Annotated in this window: 13 protein-coding genes and 3 pseudogenes; 1 reads left to right on the forward strand and 15 read right to left on the reverse strand. The window is 40.8% G+C overall.

All coding sequences use genetic code 11. The features are described 5' to 3' along the window. Nucleotides 1-42: 42 nt before the first annotated feature. From ACTWJ7_RS00710 to ACTWJ7_RS00730, 5 genes and pseudogenes are all read right to left on the reverse strand, one after another. Nucleotides 43-1,104 (reverse strand): extracellular solute-binding protein, encoded by a 1,062-nt coding sequence (locus tag ACTWJ7_RS00710; RefSeq protein WP_443146327.1) that lies wholly within the window; start codon nt 1,102-1,104, stop codon nt 43-45. Beyond that, nucleotides 1,077-1,619: a hypothetical protein gene (locus ACTWJ7_RS00715; protein WP_443145058.1), complete on the reverse strand. Its 543-nt coding sequence runs from the start codon at nt 1,617-1,619 to the stop codon at nt 1,077-1,079. Before ACTWJ7_RS00715 ends, ACTWJ7_RS00710 begins: the two co-directional genes overlap by 28 nt. A gap of 413 nt (nt 1,620-2,032) precedes the next feature. Next, entirely contained in the window at nt 2,033-2,887 is an 855-nt protein-coding gene (locus tag ACTWJ7_RS00720; protein ID WP_301881045.1) for an aldo/keto reductase, read from the reverse strand. A 165-nt stretch (nt 2,888-3,052) separates the two neighbouring features. Next, nucleotides 3,053-4,297, reverse strand: coding sequence for a macrolide family glycosyltransferase (locus ACTWJ7_RS00725; protein ID WP_301881046.1), 1,245 nt, complete (start codon nt 4,295-4,297; stop codon nt 3,053-3,055). 416 nt (nt 4,298-4,713) lie between these two features. Beyond that, nucleotides 4,714-5,966, reverse strand: a pseudogene (locus ACTWJ7_RS00730) (mechanosensitive ion channel family protein). Nucleotides 5,967-6,169: 203 nt separating this feature from the next. On the opposite strand from ACTWJ7_RS00730, the pseudogene ACTWJ7_RS00735 reads away from it, so the two are divergent. Continuing rightward, nucleotides 6,170-6,891 (forward strand): annotated as a pseudogene (locus tag ACTWJ7_RS00735) (hypothetical protein). Nucleotides 6,892-7,631: 740 nt separating this feature from the next. On the opposite strand, the gene ACTWJ7_RS00740 reads toward ACTWJ7_RS00735, so the two are convergent. The 10 genes and pseudogenes from ACTWJ7_RS00740 to ACTWJ7_RS00785 form a co-directional block, all read right to left on the reverse strand. Then, on the reverse strand, nt 7,632-8,204 hold the full coding sequence (locus tag ACTWJ7_RS00740; RefSeq protein ID WP_301881050.1) for a zeta toxin family protein: 573 nt from the start codon (nt 8,202-8,204) through the stop codon (nt 7,632-7,634). Continuing rightward, on the reverse strand, nt 8,197-8,394 hold the full coding sequence (locus ACTWJ7_RS00745; RefSeq protein WP_024629495.1) for a hypothetical protein: 198 nt from the start codon (nt 8,392-8,394) through the stop codon (nt 8,197-8,199). Before ACTWJ7_RS00745 ends, ACTWJ7_RS00740 begins: the two co-directional genes overlap by 8 nt. Before the next feature lie 651 nt (nt 8,395-9,045). After that, nucleotides 9,046-9,380, reverse strand: a pseudogene (locus ACTWJ7_RS00750) (YolD-like family protein). Nucleotides 9,381-9,393: 13 nt separating this feature from the next. Continuing rightward, nucleotides 9,394-9,687 (reverse strand): hypothetical protein, encoded by a 294-nt coding sequence (locus ACTWJ7_RS00755; protein WP_301881052.1) that lies wholly within the window; start codon nt 9,685-9,687, stop codon nt 9,394-9,396. A 2-nt stretch (nt 9,688-9,689) separates the two neighbouring features. Continuing rightward, on the reverse strand, nt 9,690-9,893 hold the full coding sequence (locus tag ACTWJ7_RS00760; RefSeq protein ID WP_063564804.1) for a hypothetical protein: 204 nt from the start codon (nt 9,891-9,893) through the stop codon (nt 9,690-9,692). A 125-nt stretch (nt 9,894-10,018) separates the two neighbouring features. Then, complete coding sequence (locus ACTWJ7_RS00765) at nt 10,019-10,315, reverse strand: DUF3139 domain-containing protein (RefSeq protein ID WP_301881053.1); 297 nt, start codon at nt 10,313-10,315, stop codon at nt 10,019-10,021. A gap of 79 nt (nt 10,316-10,394) precedes the next feature. After that, the gene (locus ACTWJ7_RS00770) at nt 10,395-11,042 is read right to left on the reverse strand and encodes a hypothetical protein (RefSeq protein ID WP_301881054.1); all 648 of its coding nucleotides are present in this window, start codon (nt 11,040-11,042) and stop codon (nt 10,395-10,397) included. Between the two features lie 224 nt (nt 11,043-11,266). Then, complete coding sequence (locus ACTWJ7_RS00775; RefSeq protein WP_301881055.1) at nt 11,267-11,482, reverse strand: helix-turn-helix domain-containing protein; 216 nt, start codon at nt 11,480-11,482, stop codon at nt 11,267-11,269. A 658-nt stretch (nt 11,483-12,140) separates the two neighbouring features. Further along, nucleotides 12,141-12,881: a Panacea domain-containing protein gene (locus tag ACTWJ7_RS00780; RefSeq protein WP_301881056.1), complete on the reverse strand. Its 741-nt coding sequence runs from the start codon at nt 12,879-12,881 to the stop codon at nt 12,141-12,143. A 15-nt stretch (nt 12,882-12,896) separates the two neighbouring features. Beyond that, entirely contained in the window at nt 12,897-13,334 is a 438-nt protein-coding gene (locus ACTWJ7_RS00785; RefSeq protein WP_443145059.1) for a hypothetical protein, read from the reverse strand. Nucleotides 13,335-13,791 lie beyond the last annotated feature (457 nt).

The raw sequence follows: 13,791 nt of genomic DNA on the forward strand, positions 1-13,791 counted from the left end.
GAAGCGGTAAAGATGGCTTCACCGCTCGTGGGCATCTCCTCCTTATCTGGCGTTATACCGGTCCAAGGCCGCTTGCTGAATTTCAATAGCCCGTTTCACGTTAAACTTGTTGATCTGATCGACAAACTTGTCAAAGTTCTCAATCGGCTCAACCCCAATGACGAATTTGACGAACATCTCATCCCGATAAGTTCCAATATCACTCATGATTTTGCTGTACTCCGTAGATTCTTCAGTCGTCAGACTGGTAGGAGGAAGGCCTACCTTCAGCGTATTCTCACTGTATTTGGAGAACAGAACCGCCGCATCCTTCTGCTGCTGGAGCTGATAATACTGCTCATTGTACCGATCGTCATCCTCCCCTACGAAGGGATAGTTCGCAATAAAATGTTTGGCCATGGCCTGAGCAACCGACAGACCGTCCGGATTTTTCAAAATCTCATCGTTATACGTCGGGTAACCGTCCTTCATCGTATAGGTGAGGCCCTCCACACCGAAATTTTTCAGCATATGTCCTTCTTCACTGAAGAAATAATCGAGTGCCTTGATCGTTTCTTCCGGGTGTTTGTTGCTATTGGTGATCACAACGCCGCTACTGCTCCACTCCCAGGAACGTCCGGTAAACATCGGCTCATCCCCTTTGTTCAGCACCGGATATTGCACGGCTGTCAGATTGGCGTTCGGATCCGTTTCCTGCAGAGCGGGCAGGTAGCGGCCTACACCTCCACCGATATAGGTGAAAAACGCACCAGCTTGACTGCTCAAAATTTTGGCGTCATATGTTTTCTGGTCATTGGTAGCAAAATCGGGATCAATCAATCCCTCCTGATACCAGCGATGGAACATCGTTAGAAACTCCTTATATTCCGGCTCGATTGGTCCATAGACGACCTTGCCATCTTTCATAAATGTATTATTAGTGATGCCGTAAGCCTCCAGATACGTCGGTGCGGCTGGTCCCATCGTGGTCATTTTTGGGGGTGCACCAAACAACAGGGGCGCTGCTACGCCTTTTTTCTCCTTGAAGGCCTTGAGTACTGTCTCCCACTCCTCAATCGTTTCCGGTTTCTCCAGCTTCAGCTCATCCAGCCAATCCTGACGGATGAACGTACCGCCGAAGGTTTTGTATTCCCCAGACGCAGATGCGGTATCGCATAGATATCTCCGTTGTCGGCTTTTAACTGTTTGGCAACCTCGGGATTCTCCTCCAGGGTCTTTTTCAAATTGGGAGCGTATTCATCAATGAGTTCGTTAAGTCGAATGATGATACCATCATTGAACAGTTTGGCGTAATCTCCATTGACAAACATGGCATCAGGCAGCTGATTCGAGGCAATCATGACGTTGAACTGTTCGGTCTCGGCACCCACCGCGGGATGCTGGAATTCGATTTTGGTATTGGTTTTCTTTTCCCATTCCTTAATCGCCGTGATTTCATTCATGCTCTTGAGTGTGATGGACGCATTCGTATTCATCGACATCCAGATTGAAATGGGTGTAGGTCCATCTCCTTCTGCTTCACCTGCACTTCCGTTGCCTCCCGAGCAGCCTGCAAGAGCAGTAATACTCATCATCAGGCAGATTCCAATTGCCAGTCGTTTTCTCCATGACCGTTTCATTGCTTCACGTCCCCCATTGAATTCGTATCGTTGATAGGCAACCCTGTCATCGCTCCCCATAAAGTTACCGCTTGCCCGCTATAATGGCTATCCTCCATTCTTGCCGACATATCCAAAATTTGATGTTTCCTTGTGCAGCGCAGGATTTGCATATGAATGCAAGAGATCAAGATCATATTTCCAGATTGAATGGTGAAGCAACAAAAGTGAAGAACACTCTTTCCAAATAACCATTTGGTCAAATCGTTTAGAAGAATATTGAACCAGTCACACCTGTTTAGTAAACCATAAGTTTTGTAAAAACATACAGCAAAAAGCCCCCTATCTACATCTTTGTAGAATAGGAGGCTACGTTTCCTTTATACTCGTTTTCCTCACCTTACGGTGAATCGCACGTTTTCACATTCAGCAATTTAAAACTCTTCGTATTCACTCGGGTCCTGATTCCACAACCGTCCATCCTCACGATGATAAGAAGAGATGACTTCCATCTCCTTCTCGCTCAGCTCGAAATCGAATATATCGATATTTTCTTGCTGGTGTTGAAGAGAGCCTGCTTTGGGGATCGGAATTGAACCAAGCTGGGTATGCCAGCGCAAAATAACCTGAGTAGCCGTTTTGCCATGGGCCTCGGCAATCCGAAGGATCTTTTCATCTTTTACGATATCCTGTACAGCATCATTGCCACGCCCAATAGGACTCCATGATTCGTTCACAATACCATGCTGTGAATCCTTCTTCCGCTGATCGGCTTGGTCAAAGAATGGATGCAGCTCAATCTGATTCAAACTTGGCGCTACTCCCGTCTCCTTAATCAGGCGGTCATTATGTTCCGGAAGGAAATTGCTAACTCCGATGGAACGGATATATCCGCGTTTCTTCGCCTCAATGAGTGCCTGCCACGCTTCCACATACATATCCTGCTTCGGATTCGGCCAGTGAATCAGATATAGATCATAATAATCCAGATCTGCTCTGTATAGAGATTCCTGGATGGCTACAATCGCCTTTTCAAAGGCATGGTAACGCCCTGGCAGTTTGGATGAGATCAGCAGGTCTTCTCTGGAAACGGAGCTCTGCTTAATGGCTTTTCCAACAGTCGCCTCATTCTCATAGTTATATGCTGTGTCAATCAGTCGGTAACCTGCATCCATCGCGGATGCTATGGAATTGACACCTTTTTCTCCTTTTAAGCTATAGGTACCAAAGCCAATGGCAGGTACTTTCAAGCCATCATTCAACGTATATTCCGGGATTGTATGATTCATCTCAAAACTCTCCTTTGCGAAAGGTATACTAAGCGATATGGATAAAGTGATATGCCCTCTCGTTTATTCTACCCCTCCATACGCGGATGAATCAAATGAAAGCCACCCACCCGTTAAATGGGGAGTGGCTTTCTCGTCTAATTTTAATAGAGGCAAGTTGCCTCTTTATTCAAGCGAAGAGATGGTCGTGGCCGATAACGACCGCTTGCCCATAAAGTTCTGAATGGCCATAGCAGCCTGCTTGTACCCGCCAGCGTCGCGTAATGTTTTCCCAATAACCTCAGCATGTTCCTTGTAGGATTCGTTGCCGAGCACCTCTAATACCGCGGTTCTCAGCACGTCGGGTGTAAGGTTATTTTTATCCACGATGACCCCTGCTCCCAGCTCCTGCACCCGACCTGCTACACGCGGCTGATCAGAGGTTAACGGGAGCATAACCAACGGAACATTGTAATACAAAGCTTCGCTTGTACTGTTCATGCCTGCATGTGTCAGAAAAGCATCTACGCCCTGCAAAACCTCCAATTGTGGAAGGTAGGGTCTGATCATGAAATTATCAGGAATGAGATCCGCAATGGGCTCCAAATCCGTATCCTTTCCCGAAGACAATATAAACTGCACAGGCAAATCCCGAAAAGCCATAAAGCACAGCTTATAGAATTCAAGATCCTTATTTAAAATGGTCCCCATCGAAATATATACCGCCTGTTTATAGAGGGCATGCAGAGATTCCTTTGCAAAGGCTGGTGCATCCTTACGGGGTAAAATAGATGGGCCGGTGAACACATAGCTGTCATCCAGCTTGTCCCCCATGGGTTGAAAATATCGGCTGGTATAGACCAGCTTTAGTTGCCCGGGATGCCCTGAAAGATCCGCCAGGGAAGGCACAGCCACATTGAACTGAGAAGCAATTTGCTGGGACATCTCGATGATGCCGTTGTATAGCTCCTTAACCTCCTCATCGTCATCCTTCAGTTGATTACCGAATCCGAGAGGCTCCACAAAAACAAAGGTCGTGGTTGAGCATACCACTGGTATACCCAGCTTTTCCCCTAAAATTTGTCCTCCCCAGCCTATTAAGGAGTCAAAAATTAAATAATCATAGGTTTCATTTTCGATCAGATTGAGAACATCCGGAATAAATCGTTGAATAATTTTTTTCAAAACCATATATAAAAATTGGTAAGGGTGCTTGATTTCAAACGGCTTCATATCCGGGTTGTTGAGCAGGGTTGCCTCGTTGAAGGAGTATGCTTTAAATTGTGCGCCTAACGCTTCAATCTTCGTCCGGTATTGTTCCGTACAACAGTAGACAACTTCATCGCCGTTCTCCACCAGTTCCTTGATTATTCCGAGCGTCGGATTGATATGCCCTTCTGCAGGCATCATTACAACTAATACACGTGCCATGAGATTCACCTCCATTAAATTTTCCAATCTTCCAAGCGGGACATTGTATTTCTATATAAATTGAACTAAAAAATAATTTACACTTGCCACTCCGATGACAGAATAACCTTCCGATCGCTGTTATCCCCAGATTTTTGTGGATTCCCTTTTTCAAAGGGTAAAATCCGGGGATAAAGGCGAACGCTCCGCTTCTTCATGTTATTTCTGTCCTCTCCGTTCTCGTGTAAATGTTTAGTTCAATTTATATAGCTTCAAAATGATAGGGTAAAACAAAATCTGGAAATCATGCCCATATAAATATACTATTAATTATTTCCAGATTTGTAAATAGTATATATGTCACTTTTTAAACAAAAAAAGCACCTTTACGGTGCTTCCTCTGCTCATTTCATATTGGATCAGGTAAATAACCTATCTCAATATCCTCTCGAATATTGCGGGCTTTCTTTTAATTGCACGATATCGTGTCCCGTTGGATTCTGGAAAGCACGAAGGCCAAATGTCGGCGCAACAGCGAAGATGTGGTCAAAGATATCCGCTTGAACCGATTCATATACCCCCAGGTGATATCATTACTGAATGCATAAATTTCAAGTGGTAGTCCGTTATCTCCCGGTGCTAATTGTCTCACGATCAACGTCATATCCTTATGAATTTTCGGATGATTCCTTAAATATTGATGGATATATTCCCTGAATACACCCACATTCGTAAGCTGTCTACCGTTCACAATGCTTTCCGTATTAATGTGGTGTTCCGTATTGTATTCGTTAATTTCATTTAATTTGGTCTCAAGATAGTCCGTAAGATAGTGGATCTTCTGAAATTCCCCAATCATTTCCTTAGTGCAGAAGCTTATGCTGCTCGTATCAATATAGACGCTTCGCTTAATCCTTCTGCCACCGGAGACTTGCATGCCTCTCCAGTTTTTGAACGAATCCGAGATGAGCGCGTAGCTTGGAATCATCGTGATCGTTTTATCAAAATTCATAACCTTTACCGTGTTTAACGTAATATCGATGACGTCGCCGTCAGCATTATATTTGGGCATTTCAATCCAGTCACCAACACGCACCATGTCATTCGATGATAATTGCACGCCTGCCACCAGTCCCAATATGGAATCCTTGAAGACGAGCATCAGAACAGCTGATAAAGCGCCAAGTCCACTGAGAATAATCAACGGATTCTGACCAATCAGGCTCGAAATGACGATTATGCCCCCAATGATGAAAAGGACAATTTTGGCCACCTGAATGTATCCCTTAATCGGTCTGATCTTGGAGACTTCATAGGAACGATATATGGTATCAAAGGCGTTGAGCAGCGCATTTAATACCGTGATGGTTATGACGATCATATAAGTTAGAGCAGCTTTTTCAATTAAAGCTTGATAGGACGGGAAGATATACGCCGAATAATAGATGATAATTGCCGGTACGAGATGCGAGAGCTTGTGAAACACTTTTTTCTCCACAATGATTTTATCCCACGTGTACCGATTGTTGTTGACGATTTGGATAATAATCTTCAATACGATTTTTTTGGCTATAAAATTGGCCAGTATGGAGACCACAGCTATAAATACCACCATGATCATATTCGAAAGATATCCAATGGTTTGTTCACTCATGCCCGTTCCGTCTAGTTGATTTTTGATAAAGTCCATTGTATCCTCCTGACGCAGTTTATATTAACTTATTATTATAAATTACATCCTAGTACGAAGTAAATTTTCAAAATATTACAGCAAGATGCTGATGGGTAAAGTGTAGATCCTCCCCCTTCATGAGTATCACGTCACACAAATGGGCTAATGTGCATAGACTGGGGCTAAATATAAACCAGATTTATGCATTGGAGATGTGAACATTGAGTAATCCAAAAAATAAGGCGAAGACTCAGCAATTCCCCATGAAAAAACTTTCTCCCGTAAGCATGGTAACGGAGCTTCCACCCGTCCGTGGCCATTTAAGAACCTCCGCCTCAAATCCGAATAAGCCCATCCATAATGAAAAGGGCACATCATCGGCTATCGATGCCTGTGTGGATCGTGCTTTTCGTATTCCTATATTTCTGAGTACAACCAACACGGTAAATGACTTGCAAGAGCAATTTTTGAACCGTCTGATTAGGGAAATTGAAGATGCACTACTCTTTCCCCGCACATTGCCCGTTAGTGAACAATACCCGGAAAACATTCTGACGAATATACGACGCCTGGTTTTTTCAAGCTATGGATTACTCGCAATCAACTTCCGAAGATTTTTTGTTCAAATTCTCGAATCCAATGTAGGGGGCCACCGACGACCACTCCGTTCTGGGAAGGATCGACGTTTTCGCAAATCGAGCCTGCCATGGCCTTTCAATTCGGCATTCCAATCTTATTGGTGAGAGAGAAGGGAACGGACGTCAGTAATGGAATCTGGGCCGGAGGAATCACACCTCTCAATATATTTGTTGACTGGGATTCCGACAACCAATCCGTAGACGATTTCTTTAACAGTGTTCAATGGAGAGAGGTCTTTGCCAATTGGACGGCGGAGGTAAGGGGTAATTATTTGCTTCGCACGGAACCACTATTCAATAATTAAAGTTAATTTAGTAGATTCACTGCCATTGACGATGAAATCTTTGCGTAGATTGCAATGCCGTACTCGGGAGCTTCTTTCACTGGCGCGGGTGCTTCTTAACCTCATAGACAAAGCAAAAGAGACCCTAACGGGTCTCCTTTGCTGTCTCGGATGGAGGCGAGGTGGCATCCCCCATTCGGTACTTAATTAGATGATTGCGGATTCTCTTATCTACTTATGGAGACAAAAATTGAACCTGTCATTCGAGAAAACGACAAGTTCTTTTTAATCAAACTTTTCTTGCCTTATTAAAAGTTTGAAATGTTAGAGTACAGCCTAATGCAATGGTGCTTAATAATGTAATCAAATTTGCACTACCCCGTAAGTAGTACCAAAAATTAATTGCAATGTAAAGGATCATTACAAATAACAAAATCCATTTTGTACTAGGCATTCTTTTAAGTATCAAATAACTAATTCCTATAAATAATACTAGAGCTCCAAAAGACAGTAGAATAAGGTTCAGTCCTGAAATGTATACCATTTCACACCCCTTTTTCACTTTTGATTATACTAACATATGTATAAGTTACACTCGATGGTAAGTTGTATTCGCGTTTCCGTGCATGTTGATTTTTCTTTTCAAAAATTTCCTGGAGCTGTTCGCGATTTTTAAGCATCGGGGAGTTCGAACCCCTGTCCGAAGATAACGACACATAAGCCTCTACGGGTGTAGTCACAGTTTTGATGTCACCCGAGTATCAACATCCAACCAAAACAGGATTAGCCCAAGCAGGTATGAACTCCACACAATAGATCAAGTGACCTTGCACGATTTCCGCTACAATTAAAGGTTCGTATGTATTATCAATGATGATAACTTGATCCGCAATGGCTAGAGCTGGTGTAAGGTTCTTCAATGACTCACCATATCGATAACGAATATCCTCTTCTGCAATCCAATGACCACCCTGCTCAACACGAGAAGCTACACGATCTATATGCATCTGGACATCTTGAAGGCCGATGTAATACAGGACAATTTCGTAATTCTTCTCTTTAGCGATTTCCATATGTTTCAGAACAAATGATCCAGACAATGTCGTTTCTATGGCAAAGTTCTCACCATTTTTTATGAGCGAGCGAATTCTTCTCACGGCTTCCCTTCCAGCAGACAGGTCAGCACTACGAGGATTATCTGGTTTCAACTCTCTTGCAATCTGATCGGGATCTACCAGTTCACCAAGCCAATCTCTCATTTGCATACTAAGTGTACTTTTCCCTGCTCCATTGGTTCCAGCAAACACAGTCATAACTGGTTTGGTTTCACTCATGATATTCAAACTCCTGGCGCTTCCCAGTGGCATCAAATATTATTTCGAATTTCTTACCTTCAGCATCCTCACGAACGCGTTTGTTGTTTTTTATATAATAAATAGAAGCACCCGATTCTTGAGCTTGCTTCCGCGCATGTTGATTTGCCTTCTTTAAAATTTCTTGGAGCTGTTCTCGATTCTCAAACATCTTGAATCCCCCAATCTAAATATATACTTTATTATATCATAAACAGAAAAACCACCAACCAGAACAACTGGTTGATGGCTTTTGCTTACTCTAATGGAGGCGAGGGGCATCGACCCCCATTTGGTACTTAATTTTTCATCCGACAGCAACAATAATTATTTACCTTTCTCGGATCTCACGTGCCAAATAAGAAAACCAACATTTGTGACTACTGGGGGAGATTTTTTCAAATAACAAAAGAGACCGATTCATTAATCCGGTCTCTTCTTAATATTTTTTATAATTAAAATAGATACATATATAACTAAAATCACAAACGTAACCAGCATAATTATCGGTCTAAATATATTTACTGAATCTATCGCGTTTATGCAAATAATAGCAGTAATCAGTAATGCAATGTTCTGTATATGGTGTTTTGTTTCTTCTTTTTTATCAAGCGGTAGCTCACTAATATCACAATGTAAATATATAAACCTAAGCCTACAAATACTGTCCAGTTTATAAGATCACCCCTTGTAATATTGTGCTATTCATAACAATAACTCCATAAACAAAATAAAGGAACCTCAGTACCAAAAAAATGCAATAGTAGGCTCCTTTATTGTCTTTAATTTGTGAAAGAAGGCATGACCAAGGCCTTACTCGTTTTTATATGCTTGCTTTAATAATCTCTTCTATTCTTGGCCAACTGTAGTCCTCTTCTCCCCGTACAAGTTTGATTCTCCTGTTTGGCTTATCGATCGATGTCACAACGCCCCTCAGCTCCTCGTCATCGAACGGATTGAATACGGTTAACGTGATTGATCTGCATTCCTGGTACGATTCAAAAATCGCTTCTTCAATGAGCTGCATTTCCTGTTCATCCAAGACAGGCTTCCCCTTCTCTCTTGTTCCTTCTGATCCTTTAAAAATGCTTCTCGATGTTCAGGAAGAATTATGCGCGATCCCTCATATACACCATTCGCCGTCAATTTGCTTGCCACATTGCATCCCTCCTCAGTATTGGGTCCAATAGCTTAAATCGTTTGGTTGAGCTGATGTCGGTGCCTCTGGAAGCTTAGGCTTTTCCGACTCTCGTTCCCAGCCTTCCAGGATCACAATATTGGCCGTGTTAGACTTATCCTCCCAGTGTATGTATTCAGTTGTAATAAGGGTCTCCAAGGCGGCCATAACTACTTTATCCCCCTTACCCGTTTTAACAGTCAATTCATGGATTGTAGGCAGCCGACGCCGCCCACTACTGTAGTTGTACAAGATCCTCAGTACCTTCCGTTCATAATCCGTCAACATGTTTAAGCCCCCTGTGCTGTCGTCCTGATCGGATAGCATGCCAGTAAACCGGATTCGCGGAAAGTACGTGGCTGCCCCGACAATAGATCATCAGCTTTAATCATTCCGGATCGTATGCTTTTGACTTGGATACGACGTTTCGTGATCTTTCCACTTTGATCCTCGTATATGATTTCAACCAACCAACCCAAGTATTTCACTGGCATGTTTATCCCTCCAATAAGAACGTTTGTTTGCTTTTGGCTATTATATGCGAATATACGTTCGTTATTCAACAAGAAAAAAGCCCCATTGAACTTAATATTCAAATGAGGCTAATATAATGACATATTCAATTAGGATCAGGGTAGACTTGAACCCATTCCTTTCCTCCTCTATCTGTATATACATATTCTTCTGGGTCATCTTTAAATTGAACAGTGACAGGATACATCGGCATCTTACTTCTCCGAGCATGTATACTTAAGATTTCGGAACTTTCTATTCCTTTCTCATTTATCAAATAATTGCGAAGGCTTTCCTCCAAACTATGCATCTTCGACTTATAATTTAAATACCAACCGCCAGAGAGAAGGACAATAATAATAATAAGAAGAAGAATTATCCATTGAGTCTTATACTTTTTCATTTTACCTCCTAATCGCAATAAGTAATAACCAAATTATATCAAAAGGACCGTACCTAGGATACGGTCCTCTTAGCTTAATTTAATTAGCAATAAATGAACCTTTTAACACAAAATAAGTACTATTAGTGAAAATGGCAGGAAAGATTACACTTCCCCAGTCTTGATCAGAGGTATTTTTACCGATGACATCAAAATTTTCTCCATAATGAAAAGCTTGCCAAATGAATTTAGAACAGTAATTTGGGGTCATCACACTGAGTCTGTCTGAAGCTTTAATTTCATACTTCGTAACTCGACTGTAATTATTTTTTGCCCATGCTGCTGCTTTAACTCCTCGACCATCACGTGGAGTATAGATACTAAGCTTTTCACCTGGTAAATGCAACTTAGCATATGAGGTAATATCACTTGCCGCACCGCCGTTCTTTGCTGGTGTAACATGATACACCTTAAAGTCAGAACCTACGATACCAACATGACCAACAAAAAATGTTGTTTTATTCGACTTACTTGAATAGAGAATATCTCCAACTTGCATTTTGATATTTGTACCTGGATATGTAGGGCCAATCTCAGCAAAAATACCGATATCTCCATTAACATTAGTTTGAGCCTCTACTTCTGGTTCACCAGTGGTAATAGGCGATGCACTAACGCTGTTCAAATTGAAAAAGGCTCCAAAGAACAATACGGTGAAAAATGATAAACCTAATAAATACTTTTTCAAATCAATTCCTCCTTTTTTAACAACAAATGAAATATTACATTTTATACCCAGCATGTTCAATGAGATATAAGAATCAAATTATATATAGGGCAAAACTACTAATATATAATTCTAATAGATTATATTGTAATATTATGTAGAATAATTCCTATATTTTGGTCATGAGAATAATTAAAAAATTAGTAATATAGAATAAAACTCATTAACAAAAAAGAGCAGTGAGGTTATCCCTCCTGCTCTTTTTTGTATTCAATTAACTGACCGATATCATCAAGTTCTAATGCAACCATAATTTTATTGAGGTTCTCAGGTGACCAAGCTTTAGATTTATTTTCGGTCATATCTGCGACTGTATTCCAACGTATTCCAGTCAACTTGCTCAATTGACGAGTGTTTAGATCCCTCTCTTCAATTAACTCAGCCAATTTCAACTTTAACATCTCTCTCACCTCATAATTATCATACACGTTTATAGAATATAATTCAACGATTATCGTTGACATTCAACGAATTTCGTTGTATAATTATAAATGTAAGGAGGTGAACAACAGCAATGAAAACGTTAGATTGGGTCTTGCTCCTAACAGCGATCGCAAACATGACGACGGCCATCGTCAATATGCTAAGTGCCGCTAAGAGCAAGAATAAGAAAAAGGAACCAAACGCCGCGGACCACGCAAACGTTAAAAGTTCCCGAGTAGGCGGCTAACACAGCGCCTGCTCACCCCAATCTTAACACAGATGTAAAATAAAATGAAACTGGAGGTATGCAAAATGGATATCGCAATCTGGATTATTGCTATAGGTGGATTCGTTATCTCAGTAGCTGCTTTAATACTGTCGATCAAAAACTTCAAAAAGTAATAGAAGAGTTGGATTGGGGAATGCAATTACCTTGGAAGTATAACAGCATGGGAGACATCACATACATTTATGTGACTGGGGCAGGTAAATACTATCAAGCGGTCCGGATTGTCAGAAGGCTACTGGGCCGCAAAGCTGCAGCTGAGCTGCGGACAAACAAGCACCGGACACGTTGTGTGATAAAACTATACGGCTTATAGAAAAAAGGCCTTGCCGTTGGCAGGGCCTTTTAATTTAGACAGTCAAGTGATGAGATCCCTTTATCAAATCGTCCGTGATAAGACAATTCATTCCTTCAAGATAGACTGTATCCCAAGGACCTCCGACTTGATGAGTTTTATCCACTAATTCTCTTGCATCAAGATCAAAATATCTCCCTACCACTTCAAGGATGCATACTGTTGCTTCAACACCATCTTCTGATCCCAATACACGAACAACTGAAGCAGGTAAAGATGCACCTGTAGACAATTGGAATTCATCATCTTCCATGACAATAACAGATGAACCGTTATGGCGTTGTACTTGATATACTTCTTCTACAACAGGGCCATATTTATATGCAACAATTGGTTCACGGAATAATTTACGACCAGTTTTCAAAAGATATTCTGCATAAGCATAATAAAGTAATTTTTGAAGTTTAAGTTGTGTAACAGGCTTAATTGCTAGAATAAACTTCACAATATCATGCACATTCAATTCTTTACTCGCGGTGATTTGTCTTATAAAGACTTCCATGTCTTCTGACACAAGAACGTCCTTAAAGAAAGAATCTTTTTCCACAACTGACGTCCATGAGATTGAATCTGTAGATAATTTATGAATCCCCAAAGTTGTATGTCCACATTTTTCAACCTTGTTCATAAATTCTGCAACAATCTCCCGATCTAATTTACCTTCGGAAGCATAATGCCATCCAACCCTTTGTCCTCCAATATAATCACTTAATATTGCGACAAAATGAAAAGCCAAGATGCCCACCTCCTTTCAATGTCCTTCTTTGTATTCTTGAGGCCACTTTATGTATTCTCTTTTGCTTTTATGTTCTTTATGAGACTGTTCATTACGCTCTGCATCAATCGGATTCCAAATTTGTAATTCCCAAGGGAAATACTTATTATCTCCATTAATGTATATATGTGTTGCTTTATAATCGTCTTTACACGCGTTGTTACAATTTAGTTTATACCCAATTGATGACTTAATATCGTCAAGAAAATCATCTACATCGGTACTAGCATGATCAAAGTCATCAATCATTATTCTGAACCCGAGTAAATCATTCAGACATTTATTGATGGAAACGCCACCTTGCTCTGCTTTTGCATATCTATAGTGAAACAATTTATTGATAATCGAATCTTTTTGTTTAATTCTAAGCCTGAAATCAAAATGACGATAGTCAAAATCATAATCCATGTACACAACTTGTTTTCCTAATGCATCTTGATAATTTTGTATCAAGTCAAGGAATGAGGGATCAAATAGATGGAAGTTTTGTTGTTCTTCATCTTGATCATTCGTAATAATACTATCTATTCTTTTTTCTTGAGATTAAGCATCTCACCCTGAACAGCTCCAATAAAGTCTCTAGAATAGGAATCATGAACAGAACAAATGTCAACTATTAACTCCTTCATAGACTCAAACGGAATTCCCAAAACAATCTCATCCCTTAGTTATAGTTCACCTTCCTTCAATAATATCATGCCTGTCAATAACCTTTCTCTTGTTAATTATACCGAACGTATGTTCTATAGTCAAGTTATTATCCTTGTCATTCTAACCAATCACATCAAAACTGAATAAATGAAAAAAAGCCCTTCACTGTTATAACGCTAGTGAGGGGCTTTTTAACGATGATATCGAATTCCAATTCCGT

Origin of the sequence: Paenibacillus sp. 1A_MP2 (assembly GCF_052244825.1) — a bacterium.
Lineage (GTDB): Bacteria > Bacillota > Bacilli > Paenibacillales > Paenibacillaceae > Paenibacillus > Paenibacillus vandeheii.